Here is a 24,963-nt window from a genome sequence, read left to right on the forward strand (position 1 = left end):
GCTTCCATCTGCTACACAGGAAGGATGTCTTACTGCCTCGGACGCAGTGGTTCCCGATTCGAAAGGGGGTTACAAAGAGGGGCTGTACTCCATTAGTCCCTGCAATCAGAGAGGGTTTACGTGGTTTTTATTGAATTGATCATTCTGGCAATCGTGGTTGGCGTCGTTTGGTTGGCACTACGTCCGCCGCGAGGATGAAAGCCGCCAGCGGCGGATGACAAATTTTTCCGATTCCACCAATAGCAGGACCGTGAAGGTGATTGCGACCAACCTGGACCACGCGTCGGTGCCCACAGGTGCGGTCTCAAACAGTGCCTGCATGAACGGGGCGTAGGTAAAGAGCAGTTGCAAACCGATGACCAGGACCACTGCAATCAGCACATAGCGGCTGCCGAAGAGTCCCCGGATATTCAGTACCGAATCGAACATGTAGCGGGTACTGAAGAGATAAAACACCTCAAACAGGACCAGGGTATTGACGGCGATGGTGCGCGCCTCGATAACAGGGGTGCCATTGATGCGCGTCTCCCAGAGAAACAGCCCGAAGGTGCCGGAGACCAGGATCAGTGAAACAAAAGCGATGCGCCAAAGCAGGAATGGAGTCAGCAGCCGTTCTCCGGAATCCCTTGGAGGGCGCCGCATTGTGTCGCTTTCCGGTGGTTCGAAGGAGAGTGAGAGTGCCAGGGTAACTGCAGTGATCATGTTGACCCACAGGATCTGCAGTGGCGTAATCGGAAGGACTGCACCCATCAGGATTGCACCGAGGATCATCAGGGCCTGGCCGCCGTTGGTAGGCAGTATGAACATCACCGACTTCTTGATGTTGTCGTAGACCGTTCGGCCCTCTTCGACGGCCCGGCCGATGGAGGCAAAGTTATCATCGGTGAGTACCATTTCCGCAGCCTCCTTGGCGACCTCGGTGCCATTGATCCCCATTGCTACCCCTACATCGGCCCGCTTCAGAGCCGGGGCATCGTTTACGCCGTCGCCGGTCATCGCAACGACAAGGCCTTCGGCCTGATACGCCTCTACCAGACGCAACTTGTTTTCGGGACTGGCGCGTGCGAAAACATCGGTTTCCAGAACAGCAGAGCGCAACGCCGATTCATCCAATTCGTCCAGATCCCGCCCTGTCATTACCCGGCTACCGTCCCCGATACCCATTTCGGTGCCAATAGCTCCGGCCGTGAGTGCGTGGTCACCGGTGATCATCTTTACGTGGATGCCGGCGGACTGACAGGCGGCAACCGCGTCGATGGCTTCCTGTCGGGGTGGGTCGATCAGCCCTACGATGCCAAGCAGCGTAAGTCCGCCCTCCACGTCATGAAAGTCGAGGCTGCGCTGTTCGGCGGAGGCAGTCCGAAAGGCGATGGCCAATAGCCGCTGTCCGCGGGACGCAAGCTCTTCGATGCGGGCGTGCCAGCGCTCTGTATCAAGCGGTCTGTCATCACCGGCAAACCGCTCATAGGCACACATTTCCATCAGGCGCTCCGGAGCGCCCTTCACAATCATGAAGCCATGTCCCGCATGGTCGTGGTGGAGGGTGGCCATGAAGCGGTGCTCCGATTCGAAGGGTATAACGTCGGTGCGCGGATACTCCTCGTTCATCAGCCTTCGGTCGTAGCCCGCCTTGAGGGCGAGGACCACCAGGGCACCCTCGGTGGGATCGCCCTCTACCGCCCAGTGCTCGTCGTGTTGCCGGATATTACCGTCATTGCACAGCAGTGCGGCGCGGCACACTTCCAGAAGTAGCGGCTGGCATTCAGGTCCCTCTTCATTACTGCAGGTTTGCAGAATCAACGGTCTCTCGGGGGAATCCAGTCGTGCGCCGTCCTGCAAAAACCCGCCGTGCGGGTTGTACCCGATGCCGGTGATGTCATAGCTTGCCTCTGCAGTGGCAACACTCTGGGCGGTCATTTCATTGCGGGTCAGTGTCCCGGTCTTGTCGCTACAAATGACGGAAACCGAGCCGAGGGTCTCCACGGCGGGGAGGCGTCGGATTATTGCGTGGCGGGACGCCATTCGCTGTACGCCGATCGCCAGGGTGATGGTGATGATCGCGGGCAGACCTTCGGGAATCGCTGCCACCGCCAGGCTTACGGCTGCCAGAAACATCTCCTCGGCGCTGTAATCACGCACCAGGTAGCCGAAACCGAACGTCAGAAACGCGAGCCCGGCAATCCAGAAAGTGAGCGTGCGGCCAAATTGGTCGATCTGCCGCAGCAACGGCGTGGTAAGGGCCTGAACGCTGGACAGCATGGCGTTGATACGGCCGATCTCTGTGGTGCTGCCGGTCGCCACGACCACGCCGCTGCCCTGCCCGAAGGTGACCAGCGTAGAGGAAAACGCCGTCCCTGTGCGGTCGCCGATCGGGGCTTCGCCGGCCACCGGATCGGTGCTCTTTTCCACTGGCAGGGATTCACCGGTTAGCGCCGCCTCCTCGATGCGCAGATTGCGGGTTCGGAAAAGGCGCAGGTCGGCCGGCACCTTATCCCCCGACTGCAGGAGAACGACGTCACCCGGCACCAGCTCTTCGGCGGAAATGACTTGCCGTCGACCGCCGCGTAGCACCGTTGCCTGCTGGGAAAGCAGGCCACTTATGGCATCCAGTGCCTTTTCAGCCTTGCCCTCCTGCACGAACCCAATCAGCGCATTGATGACGACGACCCCGATGATGACGGCGGTGTCTGCAAAATGGCCGAGGCCGGCGGTGACACCGGCGGCGGCCAAAAGGACATAGATGAGAATGTTGTTGAAATGCAACAGGAAGCGTTTGAACGGGCCAAGTCGCCGTGGCGGAGGTAGACGGTTGGGGCCGTATTTCTCCCGCCTGTCGCGAATCTCGTCGGGTTCGAGACCCTCGTGCCGGCTCTCCAGTCGGGTAAACACCTCCCCGGTTTCCATGGCATGCCATGCAGGCTGAGGGGCTTTTGCTGGAGATGGTGAAGAGTCCTGGCTGGCCATGGCGACTTGTTGGTGGTGGATGGTTTTCGCCTTATCGGTTGTCGGCCGGCGCCCGCGTCGAATCGCGGTCCGACGAAAGGCCAACGGCATAGGATAAAGGTAACACACGCCCGGTTTGGGGACACAGGGGAAAACCCGTTACAATTTACGTCCTGGCGGACAGCAGGAGCACGCATTGCACGCGATTGGGGCGCGTTTCAAAGAGTACGTCTACCTGACCCGGCTCGACCGGCCCATTGGTATCTATCTGGTACTGTGGCCGATGCTGTGGGCGCTGTGGATTGCTTCGAAAGGGGAGCCTGACCGGCTGGTCTTTGTGGTTTTCGTGGCGGGTACCGTACTGATGCGTTCGGCGGGCTGCGCCATCAATGACTTTGCCGATCGGAAAATCGATGGGCATGTACGCCGGACCCGACAGCGGCCGCTGGCACGGGGTGCGATTCACCCCGGGGAAGCGGTCGCGGTGTTCGCCGTTTTGAGCCTGATCGCCTTCGGACTGGTGCTGTTACTCAACCGATTGACTCTGCTGCTATCGGTAGTGGCGGTCTTCCTGGCGGCCAGTTACCCGTTCATGAAACGTTATACCCATCTTCCCCAGGCCTACCTGGGCGCCGCCTTCGGGTGGGCCATCCCGATGGCGTTCGCTGCGCAAACCGGCACGGTACCGGCCGGGGCATGGATTCTTTTCGCCGCCAACATCTTCTGGGCACTTGCCTATGACACCATGTATGCGATCGCCGACCGTGAGGATGACCTGAAGATCGGTGTGAAATCGGCGGCCATCCTGATGGGGCGTTTCGACCGGTTGGGTATTGGCCTGATGCAGGCGATGACCCTGGGATTGCTCGCGGTTGCGGGCCTCCATTTCGGCCTGGGACCGGTATTTTATGCGGGCCTCCTCGCGGCGGGCGGATTTGGCCTCTATGAGCAATATCTGATCCGCGACCGGGACCCGCAGCTGGGTTTTCAGGCGTTTTTGAACAATCACTACTTCGGCATGTGCATCTTCGCCGGTATCGCCGTCGATTACCTGATCCGCTGAGCGGCACGGCCGTTCCTGTGAAATGAAAAGCTCACCGCAAAGACGCCAAGAGCGCAAAGACTAAAAAATCGGTTTTCTTTGCGTGCTTGGCGTCTTTGCGGTGAATAAGTGAGGTCTTATTTTGAAAAATTCCGACATTATCGATCGCGATCTCGCCGTCGTCTGGCATCCCTGCACCCAGATGAAGGACCACGAAAGTCTGCCCCTGGTACCCATCCGGCGGGGGGAGGGCGTTTGGCTCGAGGACTTCGACGGGAAGCGTTATATCGACGCCATCAGCTCCTGGTGGGTGAATCTGTTCGGTCACGCCAATCCACGCATCAATGCAGCGGTCAAGGATCAGCTCGATACACTGGAACACGTAATTCTGGCCGGCTTCTCCCACCAGCCGGTGGTGGAGTTGTCGGAGCGCTTGGTGAAGATCGCGCCGCCGGGTCTGAACCACTGTTTCTACGCCGACAATGGCTCGGCCGCCGTGGAAGTTGCACTGAAGATGAGCTTTCACTACTGGCGTAATACGGGAAAAACGAACAAAACCAAGTTCATCACCCTCTCCAACAGCTACCACGGCGAGACCCTGGGAACACTCGCTATCGGGGATGTGGCACTCTACAAGAAGACCTATGAACCGCTACTGATGGAGGCCATTACGGTTCCCGCTCCGGATTGCTACGACCGAGAACCGGGGGAGAGCTGTGCGGACGTGGCGCATCGCATGTTTGTACACATGGAGCAGGCGCTGGAACGCCACGCCCACGAGACGGCGGCCGTGATCGTCGAGCCGCTGGTGCAGTGTGCCGGCACCATGCGAATGTACGATCCGGAATACCTGCGCCTGCTGCGCGAGGCGTGTGACCGGCATGGAGTGCATCTTATCGCCGATGAGATCGCCGTCGGTTTCGGGCGCACCGGAACCATGTTTGCCTGTGAGCAGGCCGCAATCAGCCCGGATTTCATGACTACCTCCAAGGGATTGACCGCCGGTTACCTGCCCATGGCCGTGGTGCTGACCAACGAGACGGTCTACCGCGCCTTCTACGATGAGTATGAAAACCTCACAGCCTTTCTGCACTCGCACTCCTACACCGGAAATCCGCTGGCCTGTCGCACCGCACTGGCCACGCTGGATATCTTTGAGGAGGATGACGTGCTTGCGCGTAACGTGGAATTGGCCGAGGTGATGCGACAGGCCACCGAACACCTCAATGAACATCCTCATGTCGCCGATGTGCGACAGACGGGAATGATATTGGCGGTGGAGATGGTAAAGGACAGGGCCACCAGGGAGCCGTTCGACTGGAAGGAGCGCCGCGGACTTCGGGTCTATCAACACGCCCTGAGCCGGGGGGCACTATTGCGGCCACTGGGGAATGTCAGCTATATGATGCCTCCCTATGTCATTACGCCCGAGCAGATCTACTTCCTGGCGGAGGTCATGACCGAGGGTATCGACAAGGCCGTGAAATAGGGTAGTAGTGATGCCGGGGCTGGCCGGTGCCCCGGTTACTCCATCATCCGTCGGATAGTGGGGGCGAGGAGCAGGGCGACAAGGACAGCAGCTACCGTTTCCGGAGCCATTCCCAGAACCTCGGTCGTTGGCAGCTTTCCGCTGGCTGCCGAGTAGAAAATGATGGCAATGGCCAAAAAACGCAGCATACAGGGTTTTCCCGGCCTATTTCGATCGCAGGATAGGCACTTTAACGCTTCGGGCGGATCGAATCGCAGGTTAGGGTTGGCAAAACCGGTGTGAACGGAGTCACAAATCAGCCCAGCTGTGGCGCCAGTTGGCCAAGCAGATCCCGTTCCGGCACCTTGGTGTAGTCCTTCTCGATATTTCGCGTGACGCAGCGGGTCAAATCAGTCGTCATGTGCTTGTTGAACCGGCCGTGAAAACGCGGCGGTGCCACCACAACGAGTTCGCTGAATGCATTCTTGGCCCGGTGGGCGTCCAGCGTGTGGGCCAGCTCCCGCGCGAAGCGATCGACTTCAAAGTCATGCGGATCGGTCGGTTCCGGGAAACTGCCGTAGGCTTTCTTGCCGGCGGTGCCGTCGCTACGGGTTTCCCTGTGACTGGAGTGATCGGAGGTGATCTCCTGGTCCTTGCGGCGGCTGTCGGGGTGAGCAAACTCTTCAATCAGGCTGAGTGCTTTGCCTTCGTGACGAAACAGTCGTGCCTCGCTGCCATTGGCGACCAAAATCCAAGCCTGGTTCATCGAGACCTCCTTAATTCGATTCTACCAAAGAGTGTAGCTTTGCCTTGAACCATTATCCCGTCGAAGCGGTTCTTTCCGATCCGGGTGCCGCCCTGCCGCTCCAACGGGGTGGTGCACCGGGGATCTGCCCGGTTTCCGGTAGCGCACCTGCCCCGAGGTGAAAAGGAGTAAAGGCCGCTATTCCAGGCATTCGGCCGGACGATCCATGGGCCGCCAAACCGGTGGCCGGGCGTAAAAAGCGGGGATCTTGTCAGGCGTTCGCCTGCCAGCTGGTGTCCAGCTCTTTTTCAATTTGCTCGATCAATCGGTTCGTGAACAGTGGCCGGGAGGTATCGATAGTGATTACGGGTTCATCGGGCGCCGGTCGCTGAACGTGAGAAAGTTGCTGTATGAGCACCGCGATATCGGCCTCCGATGCGTCCGAGCCATCGGCTTGCCGACTTGCTACGCGCTCGCGCAGCACCGACTCCGGGGCCTCGCACTGCAGTATCAGGAACGGGACGCCGCGGCGCTGCGCCAGTAGAGCGAACCGGTCCCGTTCCTCCCTCTTCAGAAAGGTGGCGTCCACAAGCGCAGGAGTACCGCCGGCCAGGAGCTGTTCGGTGATCGACTCCAATCGCTCATAGGTCTGCAGGGTCGCCTCGGGGGTATAGATGCCGCCCCCCGGGGCCGATGCGGAATCGGCATCCGGAGCCAGATTGAACAGGCGTTTGCGTTCGACGTCAGAGCGTGCGCGGACCGCCCCGAGCTGCTCGACGAGCGTTTGACTCACCGTCGTTTTGCCGGAGCCGGAGAGGCCCCAGGTCAGTAGCAGGAAGGGCCGGCAGCTTTTGGTGAAATGGCAAGCCAGCTTCAGGTAGGAGTCCAGTTCCGAACGGCTTTGCCGATCATCGGTGATCTGGGAGAGGCGGATGGCCGCGATCTTTGCCCGCACCATGGCCCGGTAGACCTGGTAGAAACGCAGCAGTGTCACGCCACCGAAATCACCGGTCCACTCCAGATAGCGGTTGAGAAAACGCCAGGCCAGCGGCCCGGCGTGCCGGTTGGTAAGGTCCATGGTGAGAAAGGCGATCTCGCTGACGGGGTCGATGAAACGGAGTTGCGGGTTGAACTCGATACCGTCGAATGCCTGGGGCCGGCCATTATAAAAGACGATATTGTTGAGGTGCAGATCGCCGTGGCATTCGCGGATAAAGCCCGCCTGCCAGCGCTCGCCCAACAGCGATCTGTGCTGTTGGTAACGGGCTTCTGACCATTGCTCCAGTTGGTTGAGTTCTGCCGGGTGCTCGGCCAAAAACCGGCGGATCTGCCGAAAGTTCTCCGCCATTGGCGCCAATATCGATTCGGCATCGCCGTAGGCTGTGGTACCGGGCAGGTCGAGATGGAAAGTGGCGATCCGCTGCGCCAGGGCATCGATATGCTCCGGTTGCAGACGCCCGTCTCTTTGCATGCGGCTCATGAGCTCCGTTTCGGGGAAACGCAGCATCTTTACGGCGAATTCGACAGCCGGCGTACCCCCGAAGACGGGTCCCTCCGTCGTCTCGGCGACGCTCACCCGCTCCAGGTAGAGGTCCGGGGCCGTGCGCTGGTTCAGGCGCAGCTCCTCGTCGCAGAAATGGCGTCGCCGTTCGAGAGTCGAATAGTCGACAAACCCGAGGTCCAGCGGACGCTTGAATTTGTAGGCGTACCGTCCGGCGAGCAGGACGCGGGAGATGTGGGTTTCGATGATACGTACCGACCCCTCCGGCCCAGTGGACCGGCAGGAATCCGCCAGGGCTTGAATCCGCCCGCCCTGTTGCTTGTCTTCCGCTTCCAAGTCCATGCAAAATACGCGCTTGTCCGATACCCCACTGATTGTACGATACACTGGATCAGTCGCGCAGGGGGTTCGGTAAACGGGCAGGGAGTCCGCACCTACTGGTCGACAAAACAGAAGGCGAAGAGCACCGACGGTCCCCTGAACCAAAGAACGGGAATAACCGATGGGCTCACGCTCCCCTCAACCCTGACAGGCGACCATCTCCCTTCCCATGCAGACACCCGGTGACATCCTTGGGCCGGACGGGCCCTTCGCCCGGCTACTGACCGGTTTTTCGCCGCGCCTGCAGCAGCGGGAAATGGCCGATGCCGTGGCCGAGGCCATCGCAGGCCGGGAGGTACTGGTCGCGGAGGCCGGGACCGGCACCGGCAAAACCTTTGCCTATCTGGTACCCGCCCTGCTGTCCGGCGAGAAGGTGATCATCTCCACGGGGACCCGCAATCTCCAGGATCAGCTCTTCACCAAGGATCTGCCGCTGGTCCGGGATGCCCTGGCACTGCCCGTGGAGGTTGCGCTGCTCAAGGGGCGGGCGAATTACCTCTGCCTTCCCCGCCTGGATGCGGCCGTCGAGGAGGGATTTGCCAGCCGGCGAATCGCAGCCGAGATCCAGACCGTCAGGCGTTGGGCAGCTATTACTGCCGCCGGTGATATTGCCGAACTGACGGCATTGCCGGAGGATTCCCAGGTTTGGCCGATGGTCACCTCTACCGCCGACAACTGCCATGGCGGGGAGTGCGATCACTTTAATGATTGTTTTCTGATGAAGGCGCGTCGGGCGGCGCAGGAGGCGGATGTCCTGGTGGTCAATCACCACCTGCTGTTCGCCGACATGGCGCTCAAGGAAAGCGGGTTCGGTGAACTGCTGCCCGGGGCCAGTGCCTTCATCCTGGACGAGGCACACCAGCTTCCGGAGACGGCGTCCCACTTTTTCGGCACAAGCATTACCGGTAATCAGTTGCTGGAGCTGGTCCGTGACAGCATTACCGAGGAGCTGCGCGAGGCGGGGGATAGCCGGAGTGTGCGCGAAAGTGCCGAGTCTCTGGAGAAGTCCGTTCGTGACCTGCGACTTGCGTTCGGGGAGTCGCTGCGGCGTGGTCCCTGGCGTGAAGTGATGGCGCAGGTGATGCCCGTCGCAAAAAGCACCGCGGCTTGTCTGGGAGTGCTGAACGACGCCCTTGAGCAGTTGTCGAAGCGGGGCAAGGGACTGGAGGCGTGTGCCCGTCGGGCGGTGGAGTTGTCGGCGCGTTTCGACCAGCTGGTGTCCGATTCGCCGGTCGAGGGCTACATCCATTGGTACGAGACCCACAAGCGCTCGTTCGGGGTCAACCTGACCCCCATGGAGGTGGATCAGGTCTTCCGCGAACAGCTCGAACGTTTCCCCCAGGCCTGGATCATGACCTCTGCCACGCTGGCGGTGGGGGAGGAGTTCGGCCACTTCACCCAGCGGCTCGGCATCGGCGATGCCGTGACTCGTCGCTGGGAGAGCCCCTACGACTTTGCCCGGCAGGCGGTTCTTTATGTGCCACAGGGAATCCCGGAGCCGCCCGCCTCCGACTACACGGCCGCAGTCGTGGAGAGTGCCATACCGGTTATGGAAGCGGCCGGGGGACGGACCTTCATGCTGTTCACCAGTCACCGTGCACTGCACGAGGCGGCGGAACTGCTCGAAGGGCGTTTCGACTATCCCATTCTGATCCAGGGTGATGCGCCGCGGAGCAAGTTGCTGGAGCGCTTTCGGGAACTCGGCAATGCGGTGCTGCTGGGCACCGGAAGCTTCTGGGAGGGGGTGGATGTGCGTGGAGAGGCGCTCTCCTGTGTGGTCATCGACAAACTCCCTTTCGCCTCGCCGGGCGACCCGGTGCTGCAGGCCCGGATCGATGCCATGCGCGAGCAGGGCGGCAATCCGTTTCGGGACCACCAGTTACCGCAAGCGGTGATTAGCCTCAAACAGGGGGTGGGGCGTCTGATTCGCGACGCTACCGATTACGGCGTCCTGGTACTTTGTGACCCGAGGCTGGGTAGCCGCAGTTATGGCCGCGTTTTTCTCGACGCACTGCCGCCCATGACCCGAACCAGGAAACTGGAAGTGGTGGAACGTTTTTTTCGAATCCGGCAGCAGCCTAGAACAGCGAATAGGTAAATTCCGAGCGGGGTGCAACTTATTGATATTGGGGCGCCGGCCGCACGGACGCGGCCGTCGAGCCTTCAGGGACGTATTCATGGCATCCCCCAATATCAATGAGTTGCACCCCGCCCCACCGTTAGCTGATCGGTGCTCTAGTGGGCCATGCGGAAAATAGTGTAACTCTCAGCCGTTCCACAAAGCTCATAGGCAAGGCGCACGAGCGCAGGACTAGCGGGCCCGATTGATGTGTAGGGATGCACGAATGCCGCGAGCGCATGGATGCGCAGGAGCGGCCAAGTGAGTGCAACACCGAATATGGGCTTTGTGGAACGGCCCGGAGGCAGCCCCGCCAAGGAGCCAATGCCGCGTTACGGACTCCTTCCCTGGAGCCCGCCCTTCGGGCCGGCCTGCGGCTGTTCCAATCCGCTCCCGGCGGATTAGCGCACTCTTTGTAAAGGGCTCGCCATTCCCTGCGGAGTGCGCCTTGCCTTGGCTCCTTGGCGGGGCTCTGAGTGTCACACTATTTTCCGCATGGCCCACTGGTCCGCTTGATACCCCCGTAGCGTCCGGGCATGATGCGGCTATATGCACTCACAAAAGAGATCACAGGAGAACTGATGCACAAGCTGATGTTAACCGTCGCTGGCGCCGGAATGCTGCTAACCACCGCTCCCGTCATGGCGGAAACCATGAGCGGGTGGGGCGCAGGTGCCAGGCTGAGCAGTCTCGGGTACGGGGTCGAGGTGACCAAATCCCTGACGCGGCAGCTGAATGCGCGTGTGGGCGTCAATACCTTCAGCCACAGCGATACCCGTACCGAAGGCGATATTACTTATGATGCCGATCTGAGCCTCCGCAACGCCAACCTCCTGCTGGATTGGCATCCGTTTGAGAATGGCTTCCGGATGAGTTTGGGTTATCTGTTAAGCAATAATGAACTGGACCTGGAATCCCAATCAACCGGTACCGTTACCGTCGGCAACAGCGAATACGAGCTGGACGGCGGTTATGTGAACGGAACCGCGGAGATGGGGGGCGGTGCCTATGTCGGTCTGGGCTACAGTCGTGCGGGGCGGTCCGGATGGAGCTTTACGGCCGACCTGGGTGTCGTCATGCAGGGTAGCCCGGATGTCTCGCTTACGAGTAATGTCGTGGGCGATGAAGACTTGCGAGCGGAGGAGAGGGAGCTGGAAAGTGACCTTGACGAGTTCGATCGCTATCCGGTGGTGGGTATTGGTATCTCCTACGGTTTCTGAATGTACTGCGCTTCGCACCCCTGGTTGACCGTTTATGAAACTGATTGCCCTGGAAACCGCCACTGAGGCCTGCTCGGCAGCCCTCTGCAGCGATGGTGAAACGCTTGAACGCTACACCGTCCAGCCGCGTGGCCATGCCGACCTGATCCTCGGGATGGTCGACGAGCTCCTCTCCGAGGCGGGCCTGAAGCTCGGGGAGCTGGATGCCCTGGCCTTTGGTCAGGGGCCCGGCGCCTTCACCGGTGTGCGAATCGCGGTCGGTGTGATTCAGGGGCTGGCTTTTGGTGCCGAACTGCCGGTGGTGCCGGTTTCCACCCTGCAAGCATTGGCGCAGGGGGCATTCCGTGAACAGGGACACGGCCGGGTGCTGGCCGCCATCGACGCCCGGATGGGGGAGGTCTACTGGGGCGCCTTCACGGAGGGCCCTTCCGGCCTCCTGGAGCCTGCGGGCGAAGAGGGTGTGTTCAGGCCCGAGGCGGTGCCGTTTTCGACCGGGAGCGACTGGTTCGGGGTCGGCTCCGGCTGGAACACCTACCCTGAGGTCCTTGCCCGGCATCTGGGCAGGGATATCCCCCACGATGGCGAGCGGCTTCCCAGGGCACGAGACATAGCGGCGCTGGCGGTGCCGGTGATCGGGCGGGGCGAGGGCCTCCCGGCCGAAAAGGCGCTTCCCGTCTATCTTCGGGACCAGGTGGTTCGCAAACCCGCCTGAACACCACTACAGGGTTGATGAGAGTGGGCAGCGAGAGCCCGCAACCGATGAAACTCTGTGGCCACCGTGATTATCTCGTAATTGCCCCCGCTTCATGCAACAGCTCGGCTACTGCTTCGGCCATAAGACGGTAGCCCGCGGCATTCGGGTGGATGCGATCGGATTTCAGCTCCTCATCCGATTCCACAGCAGGGATGATATCCGGCTCCAACGGCACCTGCATGGTCGTGGCGATGTCGCTGTACAGCGGTTCACTCTCCATCAGGAACAGCTTAGGCCTGGGGACGCCCAGGAGTACGACTTCAATACCCCTGGCCCGGGCGATTTCAATCATCTCACGGAGGTTGTCGGCGAGCCGATCACCATCCTGTTTTTGCAGCAGGTCGTTGCCGCCGTGGCAAAGCAGTAGCAGGACGGGTTGGTGCTGTTCGAGGAGGCCGGGCAGGCGCTTCAGTCCCTCGTGACTCAATTCGCCGGGAACGCCGGCATTGACGACGCGTCGGCCGATGAGCCGTTCCAGGACCGCGGGGTAGCTCTCCTCGGGAGCGGCACCGGTGCCGTACGTGAGACTGTCCCCGAACGCCAGAATGGTAGCGTGCTGGTGAAGCGGCAACAGTTGCGGCTGCTCCCCGCAGGCGAAAAGCAGGAGGACGGCAGCAAACACGACGGCGCTGCCCCTGAACCCCCGGATTATGTGGTTGCACGATTCCCGCATGCCTAATTTCCTGTCATGGAATTCCTGGGCTATCCCCTCCGTTCCCGGCGGGGGCCGCCCCCGGCACGATATCCGTGACGGGAAATCGCCGCGGGGGCGCGCCTCCTACCGAGTGGCTATTGCCTCCGTTCCGGGTAGGGAAGCCGCCCCGGCGCGGCCTGATCGGTGATTGGTTTTATTCATCCGTCCCAAAAAGCCGCTCGAGGATCCTCTCGTAGATGGCGGAAAGCTCCTCCAGGTGCTCGACGCGAACCTGCTCGTTCACTTTGTGAATGGTGGCATTAAGCGGTCCGAGCTCGATGACCTGGGCACCGGTGGGGGCGATGAAGCGCCCGTCGGAGGTGCCACCTGCGGTATTCACATCCGGTTCGCGGCCGGTCTCTGCGCGAATGGCGGCGACGGTGGCCTCGACGAGTGCGCCGCGGGGGGTGAGAAAGGGATCACCCGAGAGCGACCAGTCGATCGAGTAGTTGAGGTTACGGGCATCCAGAATGGCATGGACCCGTTTTTTCAGTTCATCGGCGCTGCTTTCGGTGGAGAAACGGAAGTTGACAAGGGCCTCTACCTCGCCGGGAATCACATTGGTCGCCCCGGTCCCGCCGTGGATATTGGAGACCTGGAAGGTGGTCGGAGGGAAAAATTCATTGCCCTCGTCCCACACTTTCCGATAGAGGGCATCCAGGGCCGGAGCCAGATGGTGGATGGGGTTATCGGCCAGGTGCGGATAGGCGACGTGGCCCTGGGTGCCCCGCACCACAAGACGGCCGTTCAGCGATCCGCGCCGTCCGTTCTTCACCACATCCCCCACTTCGCTGGTGGAGGAGGGTTCGCCTACCAGACACCAGTCGACCTTTTCGCCGCGCTGTTCCAGGTGCTCCACCACTTTGACGGTGCCATCCTGCGCCGGACCCTCCTCATCGCTGGTGATGAGGAAGGCGATGCTCCCCCGGGGCTCCGGATGTCGGGTCAGGAAACGTTCGCAGGCGGTGACGAAGGCGGCAATGGAGCCCTTCATGTCCGCGGTGCCGCGCCCGTGCAGCACGCCATCATCGACCACGGCATCGAAGGGCGGGTGACTCCAGTTGGCCTCGGGGCCGGTGGGGACCACATCGGTATGGCCGGCGAAGCAGAATACCGGACCTTCCGTACCTTTCCTTAGCCAGAGATTGTCCACCTCGCCGAAGCGCAGGTGTTCAGCTCGGAAACCCAGCGGCGCGAGGCGCTCCGCCAACAAGGGCTGACAGCCGGCGTCTTCGGGCGTAACGGAGCGGCGACGGATGAGGTCACGGGCGAGGTCGAGGGTTTCAGACATGGAGGTTCCGTCGGTGTTTGGAGAAAGTGAACCACGGGGCGCACGGGGCAAAACTCGATTACCACAGAAGACGCTGAGTCCGTCACAGGGACCACACATGAAATTTTCTGGTGCTCTGTGTCTTCTGTGGCTTGTTCTGGTCCTTCCCCGTGCTCCCTGTGTCCCCCTTGGTCAGTTCTTGAAAAGCTCAGAGTATCCACCTTCGGAGAAGCCTACGCGAATCGCGCCGTCGTGCTCCAGCACCGGGCGCTTTATCAGCGTCGGCTCTTCGCGGATGAGTTCCAGCGCTTTTACTTCATCGACATTGGCTTTCTTCTCGGCCGGCAGTTTGCGCCAAGCCAGGCCCCGGCGATTCAGCAGCACCTCCCAACCGACGGCTTCTACCCAGGCAGTCAGCCGATCCTCCGGAAGGCCGTCGGCGCGAAAATCATGGAACGTGTGCTCGATAGCGTGCTCGCGCAACCACTTGCGCGCCTTTCGCACCGTATCACAGGTTTTGATGCCGTAGATTTTGGCCATTGTTAGCTATCAACCACAGAGAACACTGAGTTCACAGAGAAAACGCTTATAACCTAAAGCGAAAAAGCGTGCTTCTAGCGCAATCCTAGATTTTCCGTTTTTTGAGTCTTTGCGTGTCATCCCTTTGCATTTCTCTGTGTGTTCTCTGTGTCCTCTGTGGTTGGTTTTCTACTGCTGTTAGATATCCCGCAGCAGCTCGTTGATGCCGACCTTGGAGCGGGTCTTCTCGTCGACTTTCTTGACGATCACGGCGCAGTAGAGGCTGTATTTTCCATCCTTGCTCGGCAGGTTTCCGGAGACCACCACCGAGCCGGCGGGGATGCGGCCATAGAGGATTTCGTCTTTTTCGCGGTCGTAGATGCGGGTGGACTGGCCGATGTAGACCCCCATGGAGATGACCGCACCCTCCTCGACGATGACCCCCTCGACAACCTCGGAGCGGGCGCCGATGAAGCAGTTGTCCTCGATGATGGTCGGGGCCGCCTGCAGGGGCTCCAGAACGCCGCCGATGCCGACGCCGCCGGAGAGATGGACATTCTTGCCGATCTGCGCACAGGAGCCGACGGTCGCCCAGGTATCGACCATGGTGCCGGAATCCACGTAGGCGCCGATATTGGTATAGGAGGGCATCAGCACCACACCGGGCGCGATATAGGAGCCGCGTCGGGCCGAGGCCGGTGGGACCACGCGTACACCGCAGTCGCGAAAGTCGCGTGAGTTCATGTCGGCATATTTGGACGGCACCTTGTCGAAATAGTTGGTGAAGCCGCCCTTCATGTAGCGGTTGTCCTCGATGCGGAAGGAGAGCAGGACCGCCTTCTTCAACCACTCGTTGACCTTCCAGTCACCCACGCCGCGGCGTTCGGCAACCCGCTGTTCGCCACTGTCCAGCAGGCGGATGGCCTCTTCGACGGCCTCTTTCACTTGAGGCTCGGCACTGCGCGGCGTGATGTTGGCGCGGTGCTCAAAGGCTTCCTCGATAACACTCTTGATGTCTTCCATCTTTTCTCCTTGAACCGGATTGATAAACGGCTAAACGGTTGAACCACGGGGAACATTGGGAGCACGGGGTTGTTACCACAGAGAGCACAGAGTCGTTTTTTCGAAGATTATTTTCTCCGTGTTCTCTGTGCCCTCTGTGGTTTGCGGTGTTGTCCCCGTGAACCCCGTGCCCCCCGTGGTTAGCTGCTTTTTAAATCGTCACTTACAGGCTCTCGACGAAGCGGCGGACACGTTCGGCCGCTTCGATACATTCATCCAGTTCCGCCACCAGGGCCATGCGTATTCGCCCGGCGCCCGGATTCAGACCATGGGCCTCTCGGGAGAGATAGCTGCCGGGCAGAACTGTCACGTTCTGTTGCTTGAACAGCCCCCGGGTGAAGTCGGTATCGGCGATCGGGGTTTTCGGCCACAGATAGAAGCCCGCATCCGGTCGTTCGATATCGAGGACTGGCTGGAGGATATCCAAAACGGCGCCAAATTTCGCCCGGTAAAGGTCCCGGTTGGCCTTCACATGGGTTTCATCCTGCCAGGCGACGATGCTGGCCGCCTGGGTGGGCGGCGGCAGTGCACAGCCTTGATAGGTGCGGTAGTGCAGAAAGCGGCGCAGGAGTTCGCGGTCTCCGGCCACAAAGCCGGAGCGCAGGCCGGGCAGATTGGAACGCTTGGAGAGGCTGTGGAACACCACGCAGCGGCGGTAATCGTCACGGCCCATTGCCGCGGCGGCCTGGAGCAGGCCGGGCGGCGGGGTATCCTCCTCGAAATAGAGTTCGGAGTAACACTCGTCGGAGGCGATGATGAAATCGTGCTCGTCCGCCAGCCGAATCAGCCTCTGCAACTGCTCCACCGGCATCACGGCACCCGTCGGATTGCCGGGACTGCACAGGTAGATGAGCTGGGTGCGCTGCCAGACATCGGCCGTGACCGCATCCAGGTCCGGGAGGAACCGGTTTTCCGCCGTGGTGTTCAGGAAAAAGGGCGTGGCACCGGCCAGCAGCGCGGCACCTTCATAGATCTGATAGAAGGGATTGGGGGCCAGTACCAGCGGGTCGCGCGAGCGATCCACGACGGCCTGGGCGAAGGCGAACAGGGCCTCACGGGTACCCGCTACCGGAAGCAGGTTGGCCTCCGGGTCAATACTGTCCGTTGGCAGGCCGAAGCGGCGGGTCAGCCAGGCCCCTGCGGCGGCGCGCAACTCCGGGCGCCCCTTGGTAATGGGGTAATTGGCCAGCCCATGCAGGTGCGTGATCACCTCTTCGACCACGAACGCCGGCGGCTGGTGCTTGGGCTCGCCGATAGACAGGGCGATGTGGGGCTTGCCTGCGGGCGGCCGTACGCCGGTCTTCAGAGAATTCAGTTTCTCGAAGGGGTAGGGCTGCAGTTTTTCGAGATCCGGGTTCATGGTGTCGGTTCACGGCAAAACCACCATTATACTGGATGAGAGAAGGGAATGAAGTTGCTAGCTGGCATCTGCCAAGTTTGGGAGGAAGTAGCTATGGCAAGACGCTTCAAGGTTGGCGATCACGTGCGTTGGAACTCGGAGGCCGGCTACGTCACCGGCCGCATCATCCACGTTCACACCCGGGACACCGAGTACAAGGGCCATCGTCGGCGTGCCAGCGAGGACGAGCCCCAGTACGAAATCCGCAGCGACAAGAGCGATCACATTGCCATGCACAAGGATTCGGCACTGGAGCCGGTCCGCTGAGGATGGTGATCTGGACGCTCGTGCACTCGAACCGGAACTGGGGAGAATTTCTCACTCTGCTGCGCTCGCAGCGTATTGAGCAGGTGGCGGATGTGCGCCGCTTCGCCGGCTCACGCAAGCACCCGCAGTTCGGTCAGGAGGAACTGCCCCAGCGGTTGGCCGCCTCCGGTCTGGCCTATCAGCACATCGTCGAACTGGGCGGACGCCGCAGGTCCAACCCCGGCTCCATCAACACCGTGTGGCGCAACCCGGCGTTCCGCGCCTACGCCGACTACACGCAGACCGAGAGCTACCGCAGCGGACGCGCTCGGCTGCTACAGATGGCGGCCCACGGTCGCACCGCCCTCCTGTGTTCGGAGGCGGTGTGGTGGCGCTGTCACCGCGCGCTGATCGCCGACGACCTCAAGAGCGTGGGTATCCTCGTGCTCCACATCATGTCGCCGACGAAAGTCGTGGAGCATCCCTATACAACCGCCGCCAAGATAGTCGACGGTCAGCTCGTATACGGGCCGGCATCGCCGCACTGACCGCCCCGCCGATCCGGGACTCAGCCTCTCGCTCCCGCCCGCAGGCTGAAACCGGCGTGTTTGCGACCGCGAGGCGTCTTCAGATTGAACCGGAACGACCCGCATCAGCGGTGTGCCTACGCCGGCGCAGGGTGGTTTGGGGCCTGGCACTCAATTTCGTTGTAATTCCGTTCGAACTCAGTCCCGATCGAGTCTCTCGCAGATGCGCTGCCGCAGGCAGCGGGTTTTCTGTTCATCGCGCAGGAGTTCGCCGTTTTTGTCGGCAACCATGAAGACATCCTCCACCCGTTCTCCGAAAGTGGCGATCTTTGCATCCTGCAGTAACACTCCGCATTCCGTCAGCGCACGGCCGATCTCGGCCAGTAGCCCGGGGCGGTCGGCCGCAACCACTTCCATGATGGTTCGGCCGTTGCGTAGATCATTCTGGAAGGTCACCTGGGTGGGTAGATTGAAGTGTGTGAGCTGTCGGGAAACCCGACGGCGTACCCTGGGCGGCGTCTCCTCCGGGTGTGCCAGGAGATAGGTCAGGCGCTCACGGATCTCACGTTCGCGCTCTGGTTCTTCAATGGGCTCGCCCGACTCCTCCAGGACGATGTAGGTGTCCAGCGTATAGCCGTCCCTGGAGGGGATGATGCGTGCGTCGGCTACCGTCAGACCCAGCTGGTCGAGTGCGGTGGTGGTGATCGTGAACTGGTGCTCCCGAATGCGGGTAAAGATAAAGACCTCGGTGCCGCCCCGCTTGCGTCGCAGTAGCACCAGCGGCCGGTCCGGCTCGGCCTTTTTGGCGATGGCCCGGCTATGCCAGGCGATTTCATCGACCGAGTAGCGGACAAAATAGTCGTCGGTCAGACGGTCCCAAAACCGGGACACTGCATTCATGTCGACATCGCTCGCCTCGAGAAGCCGGATGGCCTCACGCTGGGTCTCCTCAATCAACTCCTCCTTGACGATGGGATTGGTAAGACCCTGGCGCAGCGCCTTGCGTGCAGCATGGTAGAGCTCGGCCAGCAGCGCATCCTTCCAGGAGTTCCAGACACCGGGACTGGTAGCACGGATGTCCGCCACAGTCAGCAGGTAGAGATACTCCAGGCGGATTTGAGCACCCACCTGTGCCGCGAATTCGTTGATGATGTCCGGGTCGGAGATGTCCTTGCGCTGGGCGGTTGTGGACATCAACAGATGGTTACGGACCAGCCAGGCTACGAGGTGCGTGTCGTATTTCGATAGCAGATGGTGGGCACAGAAGGCGGTGGCATCTTCTGCACCCAGCCGGGAGTGGTCTCCACCGCGCCCCTTGGCGACATCGTGAAACAGGGCGGCGATGTAGAGGAGCTCCGGTTTGGCGATGCGCTGGATGAGTCGACTGCAAAGGGGAAATTCCCCGGCGTGCTCCGGGACGGCGAAACGACGCAGGTTGCGAACCACGAACAGCGTGTGTTCGTCTACCGTGTAGACGTGAAACAGGTCGTGCTGCATCTGGCCCGCCACCCGCCCGAATACCGGCAGATAGGCACCAAGCACACCATAGCGGTTCATCCGGTGCAGGGCATCGGTGATCCCCTGCGGCTGGCGCAGGATCTCCATGAACAGGCTTCGGCAGCGCAGATCCGAACGGTATTCGGCATCGATCAGATAGAGGTGGTTGCGGATCTGACGAATGGTCTCGGCCCGCACGCCTTTGGCATTGGGGTGTTGCATCAGTACCAGGAACAGCTCCAGCAGCGCGAATGGATAGCGCCGGAACACCCGGTCGGAGGTGGTCTCCAGAAAGCCCTTGCGCAGTTGAAAGCGTTTGCTGATGGGAACCGGGTCAGCGGGTTGATCGCCATAAAGGATCTCCTCCTGGAACAGTTGCAGCAGCATCTCGTTGAGCCGCTCCAGCTCCATGACGGTCCGGTAGTACTCCTTCATAAAGTGCTCGACTGCCAGACGCGTTTCGTCATCCCGGAAGCCGAACTGGGTGGCCAGCGTGCGCTGGTGATCGATCAGCAAACGATCCTCGCGGCGTCCGCTGAGGATGTGCAGGCCGAAACGGACCTTCCAGAGGAAGGCCTGTCCGTCGCTCAGCGCACGGTATTCGGAGGCGGTCAGAAAGCCGTGGCCGACCAGGTTATGCAGGGTTTCGGCGCCGTAGTGACGCTTGGCCACCCAGCCGATCATCTGGATATCGCGCAGTCCGCCGGGGCCCTCCTTCACGTTGGGTTCCAGGTTGTAGGCGGTGTCGTTGAACTTGTGGTGGCGCGCGATCTGCTCCTCCCACTTGGCCTCGAAGAATGCCGGGCCCGGCCAGACATGATCCTGACTGGTCCGCTCGCGCATGGCCTCATAGAGTGCCCGGGGCCCGATCAGCAGTCGTGATTCCATGAGATTGGTGGCGACCGTGATATCCGCCTCTGCCTCCTCCACACACTGTTCCACGGTTCGGACACTGTGCCCCACCTCCAGGCCGATATCCCAAAGGAACAGCAGAAAACCCTCAAGGCAGGATTGAAAGTGACGGATGGCCCCCGGTTCGGCGAGGATCATCAGGTCTACGTCCGAATGGGGGTGCAGCTCGCCGCGGCCGTAGCCGCCAACCGCGACCAGGCAGAGCTCGTCGGTCGCCTCCCTGAAATGGAGGCCCCAGGCCCTTTTCAGAAGCCGGTCGACGAAGCGGGCGTGGGCTGTAACCAGCTCGACTACCGAATCTCCTGCCTGAAAACGCTGCTCCAGTGCGGATCGTGCGAACCTGGCGGTGTCTCTGAATAGCGCAAGCGGAGGCTCTCCGGCAGCCAGGGCGCTGTCGAAGGCCTCGGCGTCAAACAGTGCCAGCGACATGTTAATGCGTCTTTTCCGTCTCGGAGGTGCCTTCAGCGCCCTCCGGAGCCGTCAAGCCCTGCACCGTGAACGTAACGCTTTCGGGGGCCTCCTCCGGGCGTCCGGAACGGAAACAGGACATCAGATCTCCTCCCCTTCGCGGAGGGTCAGTACCTCATAGCCGCTATCGGTGACAAGGATCGTGTGTTCCCACTGGGCGGAGAGGGTGCGGTCCTTGGTGATCACGGTCCAGTTGTCCGGCAGCAATTTCACAAACCGTTTTCCGGCATTGATCATCGGCTCGATGGTGAAGGTCATCCCCGCCTCGAGCACGATACCGGTTCCGGGCTTGCCATAGTGGAGTACCTGCGGGTCTTCATGGAACTGCTGACCGATACCGTGGCCACAGTATTCGCGAACCACCGAATAGTGGTGCTTTTCCGCGTATTCCTGGATTGCGTGGCCGATATCCCCGAGATGAATGCCGGGCCGGACCAGCCTGATCCCGGTGATCATCGCCTCCCGGGCCACTCGCACCAGCCGCTCGGCCTTTACGCTCGGTTCGCCGACAAAGAACATCTGGCTGGTATCGCCGTGATAGCCGTTCTTGATGACGGTGATGTCGATGTTGACCAAATCACCCTTTTTGAGCACTTTGTCGCCGGGAATCCCGTGACAGACCTGGTGATTGACCGAGGTACAGATAGACTTGGGGAAACCGTGGTAGTTGAGGGGCGCCGGGATCGCCTGCTGCTCCTCGACGATGTAGTCGTGGCAGATGCGATCCAGCTCACCGGTGGTGACTCCGGTTTGCACGTGGGGTGCAATCATTTCCAGTACCTCGGCGGCCAGCCGACCGGCAATACGCATCTTTTCGATCTCTTCGGGCGTCTTGATGTGGACAGCCATGTGTTTGAAAATCCTGAATTTTGTGGGTTGGCCGGTGGGGCGTTTCCGGCTCGGCGGGTTGTCTGTGAAAAGGCATCGGCAATTGTTGTGCCGTTACGGATATGGTATAAAGGCGCGCTTTTATAGGCAAACGAAAACGGCTCCGGCTCGCGCTGGGGGCGAATAAAATCCACACATGTGCCGTCACGGGTATCCGGGTGCCCCCGTAAGGGGTCGATATCCGAGGGTGCATGGAGGACCAACCCAAATGAGGAGATTTTTACATGGCTAATGTAACCATGCGTCAGATGCTGGAGGCCGGTGTCCACTTCGGCCACCAGACCCGTTACTGGAATCCGAAGATGTCACCGTACATCTTTGGTCAGCGTAACAAGATTCATATCGTCAACCTCGAGAAGTCGCTGCCGCTCTACAATGATGCAATGAATTACCTGGGAAAGCTGGCCTCGAACAAGGGCAAGATCCTGTTCGTCGGCACCAAGCGCCAGGCCCGCGACATCGTCAAGCAGGAAGCCGAACGTTGCGGTATGCCCTATGTGGATTATCGCTGGTTGGGCGGCATGCTGACCAACTTCAAGACCGTCAAGCAGTCTATCCGACGCCTGAAAGACCTGGAGGCCCAGGAGCAGGATGGCACCCTGGCCAAACTGGTCAAGAAAGAGGCGTTGATGCGCCAGCGCGAAAAAGAAAAGCTGGATCGCAGTCTCGGCGGCATCAAGGATATGGGCGGTTTGCCCGATGCGATGTTCGTCATCGATGTCGGTCATGAGAAGAATGCCATCAGCGAAGCCAGGAAACTGGGTATCCCGGTCGTGGCCGCGGTGGACACCAACTGCGATCCATCCGACGTCGACTACGTAATTCCCGGTAACGATGATGCGATTCGCGCCATCAGCCTCTATGTGGCGGGCGCTGCCAACGCCATACTGGAGGGCAAGGCTGCCACCGCACCGATTACCGAAGGCGGGACCGACGAGTTCATCGAGGTTACCGAAGGCGAGCAGGCCTCCGAGTAATCTCGGGCGACCGCTCGAAAGAGATGTTCAGGAAGGGGGGCTTCGCCCCCTTTTTTGGAGTCGTCCCGGGCGGCTGAGCCGCCTGTTTGGAAAATTCTCAAAGGGGACTATGAACAATGGCGATTACTGCTGCGCAGGTAAAGGAGCTTCGTGAACGCACCGGTGCCGGCATGATGGAGTGTAAAAAGGCGCTGGTGGAGACGGGCGGCGATATCGATGCCGCAATCGAACATATGCGCAAGACCGGCTTGGCCAAGGCCGACAAAAAGGCCGGACGCACCGCGGCCGAGGGCCTCATTACCGTCAAGTCTAGTGACGACGGCAAGCAGGCGGCCATGGTCGAGATCAACTGTGAAACCGATTTCGTGGCCAAGAACGAGGACTTTCAGGCCTTCGCCAATGCCGTTGCCGAGCGTGTGCTGGCCAGCGACCCCGACGACCTGGAAGCGCTGCTTGCCATGCCTCTGAAGGATGGTGACGATACCAATGTTGGCGATGCCACCAAAACCCTGATTGCCAAGCTGGGCGAGAACATGGCCGTGCGCCGCTTCGCGAGCTTCAAGACCTCGGGTATTCTGGCCAGTTATCTCCATGGCAGCCGCATCGGTGTGGTAACGGAGCTGGAAGGCGGCGATAAAGAGCTGGCCCGCGATCTGGCGATGCATATCGCTGCCAGTAAACCGCAGTACATCTCCGCCGATGACGTACCTTCCGAGATGATCGAGAAGGAGCGGGAGATCTTCATGGCTCAGGCCGCAGAGAGCGGCAAGCCGCAGGAGATCATCGAAAAGATGGTTGAAGGCCGGGTCAAAAAGGCCCTCAAGGAGATCACTCTGCTGGGTCAGCCTTTCGTGAAAGATCCGGACACCATGGTCGAAAAGCTCCTCAAGGACAAGGGTGCCAAGGTGGTCAGCTTCCGCCGCTTCGAAGTGGGCGAGGGTATTGAGAAGAAGGTCGATAACTTCGTCGAGGAAGTCATGGCCCAGGCCCGCGGTACCTGATCAATGGGCAACGCCGACGCAACCACATTTCCCTATAAAAGGATCCTGCTCAAACTCAGCGGCGAAGCGCTGATGGGAGAGCAGGGGTTCGGCATCGACCCGGCGGTCGCCAAACGCACTGCCCGGGAAGTGGCCGAGGCTGTGGAAGCCGGCGCCCAGGTCGCCTTGGTCATCGGTGGCGGTAATATTTTTCGGGGCGTCAGTCTGGCGGCCGGTGGGATGGAACGGGCCACCGCCGACCATATGGGCATGCTCGCCACGGTGATTAACGCCCTGGCCATTCAGGATGCTCTCGAGCACGAGGACCTGGCAGTGCGGGTCATGTCCGCATTGCCGATCCACCAGGTCTGCGAGGACTACGTGCGGCGACGCGCGATCCGGCACCTCGAGAAACACCGGGTATGCATCTTTGCTGCAGGTACCGGAAACCCGTTTTTTACGACCGACTCTGCGGCTACCCTGCGGGGAATCGAAATCGGTGCCGATCTGGTTCTGAAGGCGACCAAGGTGGATGGGGTGTACAGCGCCGATCCGGTCAAGGACCCCTCGGCGACCCGCTATTCGCGTCTAACCTATGACGAGGTGCTGGCGAGGAATCTGGGTGTCATGGATCTGACGGCAATGGTGCTCTGTCGGGATCATAATATGCCGTTGCGGGTTTTTGACATGAACAAGCCGGGTGCCTTGATGCGTATCTTGCGGGGCGAAGACGAAGGCACCTTGGTTGAAAGGGGAGATAGCGCATGATTAATGATGTCAAAAAAAACGCCGAAGCGCGTATGAAAAAAAGTATCGAAGCGCTACGGAACGAACTTTCCAAGCTGCGCACGGGGCGTGCGCATCCGAGCCTTCTCGACCACGTCATGGTCGAATATTACGGCTCGGAAGTCCCTCTCAGTCAGGTGGCCAACATCTCCAGCGAGGACGCCCGTACCCTGACCGTGACCCCCTGGGAGAAACCCATGGTCCAAAAGGTGGAGAAGGCGATCATGACCTCCGACCTGGGACTCAATCCGGCGACTTCCGGCTCGGTCATCCGAGTGCCGCTGCCGGCCCTGACCGAAGAGCGGCGCCGCGAAATGGGCAAGCTGGTTCGCCAGGAAGGTGAGCACGCCAAGGTCGCGATACGCAACATTCGCCGCGACGCCAATGGCGATTTCAAAACGCTGCTCAAAGAGAAGGAAATCTCGGAGGATGAGGCTCGCAAGGCCGAGGAAGACATCCAGAAGTTGACGGATGCGCATGTAGCAGAAGTGGACACGCTTCTGGAAGCGAAAGAAAAAGATCTGATGGAAATCTGAACACCGGTCAGCGCTTCGAGGGCGCTGCC

The 24,963-nt window shown here is 60.6% G+C and carries 21 protein-coding genes and 1 pseudogene; 11 read left to right on the forward strand and 11 right to left on the reverse strand.

The features are described from left to right. Positions 1 to 177 precede the first annotated feature (177 nt). A complete protein-coding gene (locus BLP65_RS05870; protein ID WP_092993889.1) occupies positions 178 to 2,904 on the reverse strand; it encodes a cation-transporting P-type ATPase in 2,727 nt (908 codons plus the stop codon). 235 nt (positions 2,905 to 3,139) lie between these two features. On the opposite strand from BLP65_RS05870, the gene ubiA reads away from it, so the two are divergent. Both ubiA and BLP65_RS05880 read left to right on the forward strand, forming a co-directional pair. After that, complete coding sequence (gene ubiA / locus BLP65_RS05875; RefSeq protein WP_092993892.1) at positions 3,140 to 4,006, forward strand: 4-hydroxybenzoate octaprenyltransferase; 867 nt, start codon at positions 3,140 to 3,142, stop codon at positions 4,004 to 4,006. A 121-nt stretch (positions 4,007 to 4,127) separates the two neighbouring features. Beyond that, positions 4,128 to 5,474: an adenosylmethionine--8-amino-7-oxononanoate transaminase gene (locus BLP65_RS05880; RefSeq protein WP_092993895.1), complete on the forward strand. Its 1,347-nt coding sequence runs from the start codon at positions 4,128 to 4,130 to the stop codon at positions 5,472 to 5,474. A gap of 35 nt (positions 5,475 to 5,509) precedes the next feature. On the opposite strand, the gene BLP65_RS16880 is transcribed toward BLP65_RS05880, so the two are convergent. From BLP65_RS16880 to BLP65_RS05890, 3 genes are all read right to left on the reverse strand, one after another. Continuing rightward, on the reverse strand, positions 5,510 to 5,662 hold the full coding sequence (locus tag BLP65_RS16880) for a hypothetical protein (protein WP_175452460.1): 153 nt from the start codon (positions 5,660 to 5,662) through the stop codon (positions 5,510 to 5,512). A gap of 107 nt (positions 5,663 to 5,769) precedes the next feature. Continuing rightward, on the reverse strand, positions 5,770 to 6,219 hold the full coding sequence (locus tag BLP65_RS05885; protein ID WP_092993898.1) for a host attachment protein: 450 nt from the start codon (positions 6,217 to 6,219) through the stop codon (positions 5,770 to 5,772). Positions 6,220 to 6,469: 250 nt separating this feature from the next. Further along, positions 6,470 to 8,041, reverse strand: a complete 1,572-nt coding sequence (locus tag BLP65_RS05890; protein WP_092993901.1) for a bifunctional aminoglycoside phosphotransferase/ATP-binding protein — start codon at positions 8,039 to 8,041, stop codon at positions 6,470 to 6,472. Between the two features lie 208 nt (positions 8,042 to 8,249). Between BLP65_RS05890 and BLP65_RS05895 the strand changes: the two genes are divergently transcribed. The 3 genes from BLP65_RS05895 to tsaB all read left to right on the forward strand — a co-directional run bounded on the left by BLP65_RS05895 (position 8,250) and on the right by tsaB (position 12,131). Further along, complete coding sequence (locus BLP65_RS05895; protein ID WP_092993904.1) at positions 8,250 to 10,178, forward strand: DNA repair helicase YoaA; 1,929 nt, start codon at positions 8,250 to 8,252, stop codon at positions 10,176 to 10,178. A gap of 602 nt (positions 10,179 to 10,780) precedes the next feature. After that, positions 10,781 to 11,419 carry a hypothetical protein gene (locus BLP65_RS05900; protein WP_092993907.1) on the forward strand — a complete coding sequence of 213 codons (639 nt, stop codon included), beginning with the start codon at positions 10,781 to 10,783 and terminating at the stop codon, positions 11,417 to 11,419. A gap of 34 nt (positions 11,420 to 11,453) precedes the next feature. Continuing rightward, the gene (gene tsaB, locus BLP65_RS05905) at positions 11,454 to 12,131 is read left to right on the forward strand and encodes a tRNA (adenosine(37)-N6)-threonylcarbamoyltransferase complex dimerization subunit type 1 TsaB (RefSeq protein WP_092993910.1); all 678 of its coding nucleotides are present in this window, start codon (positions 11,454 to 11,456) and stop codon (positions 12,129 to 12,131) included. Positions 12,132 to 12,201: 70 nt separating this feature from the next. Here the strand turns inward: tsaB and BLP65_RS05910 are convergent, their stop codons facing one another. The 5 genes from BLP65_RS05910 to dapC all read right to left on the reverse strand — a co-directional run bounded on the left by BLP65_RS05910 (position 12,202) and on the right by dapC (position 17,078). Continuing rightward, positions 12,202 to 12,846: an arylesterase gene (locus tag BLP65_RS05910; protein ID WP_092993913.1), complete on the reverse strand. Its 645-nt coding sequence runs from the start codon at positions 12,844 to 12,846 to the stop codon at positions 12,202 to 12,204. A gap of 175 nt (positions 12,847 to 13,021) precedes the next feature. Continuing rightward, positions 13,022 to 14,158, reverse strand: a complete 1,137-nt coding sequence (gene dapE / locus BLP65_RS05915) for a succinyl-diaminopimelate desuccinylase (protein WP_092993916.1) — start codon at positions 14,156 to 14,158, stop codon at positions 13,022 to 13,024. A gap of 171 nt (positions 14,159 to 14,329) precedes the next feature. Continuing rightward, on the reverse strand, positions 14,330 to 14,677 hold the full coding sequence (locus BLP65_RS05920) for an ArsC family reductase (RefSeq protein ID WP_092993920.1): 348 nt from the start codon (positions 14,675 to 14,677) through the stop codon (positions 14,330 to 14,332). Between the two features lie 177 nt (positions 14,678 to 14,854). Then, entirely contained in the window at positions 14,855 to 15,679 is an 825-nt protein-coding gene (gene dapD, locus BLP65_RS05925; RefSeq protein ID WP_092993923.1) for a 2,3,4,5-tetrahydropyridine-2,6-dicarboxylate N-succinyltransferase, read from the reverse strand. 202 nt (positions 15,680 to 15,881) lie between these two features. After that, on the reverse strand, positions 15,882 to 17,078 hold the full coding sequence (gene dapC, locus BLP65_RS05930; protein ID WP_092993926.1) for a succinyldiaminopimelate transaminase: 1,197 nt from the start codon (positions 17,076 to 17,078) through the stop codon (positions 15,882 to 15,884). Positions 17,079 to 17,171: 93 nt separating this feature from the next. Here dapC and BLP65_RS05935 point away from each other — a divergent pair, with 93 nt between their 5' ends. Both BLP65_RS05935 and BLP65_RS05940 read left to right on the forward strand, forming a co-directional pair. Beyond that, complete coding sequence (locus tag BLP65_RS05935; RefSeq protein ID WP_092993928.1) at positions 17,172 to 17,384, forward strand: hypervirulence associated TUDOR domain-containing protein; 213 nt, start codon at positions 17,172 to 17,174, stop codon at positions 17,382 to 17,384. Positions 17,385 to 17,386: 2 nt separating this feature from the next. Then, a complete protein-coding gene (locus BLP65_RS05940; protein ID WP_092993931.1) occupies positions 17,387 to 17,911 on the forward strand; it encodes a DUF488 domain-containing protein in 525 nt (174 codons plus the stop codon). Between the two features lie 177 nt (positions 17,912 to 18,088). Here BLP65_RS05940 and glnD read toward each other — a convergent pair whose 3' ends face one another. Together glnD and map are read right to left on the reverse strand one after the other, a co-directional pair. After that, positions 18,089 to 20,728 carry a [protein-PII] uridylyltransferase gene (glnD, locus tag BLP65_RS05945; protein WP_092993934.1) on the reverse strand — a complete coding sequence of 880 codons (2,640 nt, stop codon included), beginning with the start codon at positions 20,726 to 20,728 and terminating at the stop codon, positions 18,089 to 18,091. Positions 20,729 to 20,848: 120 nt separating this feature from the next. Then, positions 20,849 to 21,634 (reverse strand): annotated as a pseudogene (map, locus tag BLP65_RS05950) (type I methionyl aminopeptidase); the annotation flags it as partial. A 245-nt stretch (positions 21,635 to 21,879) separates the two neighbouring features. Here map and rpsB point away from each other — a divergent pair. From rpsB to frr, 4 genes are all read left to right on the forward strand, one after another. Next, positions 21,880 to 22,632 (forward strand): 30S ribosomal protein S2, encoded by a 753-nt coding sequence (gene rpsB / locus BLP65_RS05955; protein WP_092993940.1) that lies wholly within the window; start codon positions 21,880 to 21,882, stop codon positions 22,630 to 22,632. A 116-nt stretch (positions 22,633 to 22,748) separates the two neighbouring features. Continuing rightward, positions 22,749 to 23,633 (forward strand): translation elongation factor Ts, encoded by an 885-nt coding sequence (gene tsf / locus BLP65_RS05960; RefSeq protein WP_092993943.1) that lies wholly within the window; start codon positions 22,749 to 22,751, stop codon positions 23,631 to 23,633. 3 nt (positions 23,634 to 23,636) lie between these two features. Further along, a complete protein-coding gene (gene pyrH, locus BLP65_RS05965) occupies positions 23,637 to 24,380 on the forward strand; it encodes a UMP kinase (RefSeq protein ID WP_092993946.1) in 744 nt (247 codons plus the stop codon). Beyond that, the gene (gene frr / locus BLP65_RS05970; protein ID WP_092993949.1) at positions 24,377 to 24,934 is read left to right on the forward strand and encodes a ribosome recycling factor; all 558 of its coding nucleotides are present in this window, start codon (positions 24,377 to 24,379) and stop codon (positions 24,932 to 24,934) included. Before pyrH ends, frr begins: the two co-directional genes overlap by 4 nt. Positions 24,935 to 24,963: the final 29 nt, after the last annotated feature.

Origin of the sequence: Thiohalomonas denitrificans (genome assembly GCF_900102855.1) — a bacterium.
Taxonomy (GTDB): Bacteria; Pseudomonadota; Gammaproteobacteria; order Thiohalomonadales; family Thiohalomonadaceae; genus Thiohalomonas; species Thiohalomonas denitrificans.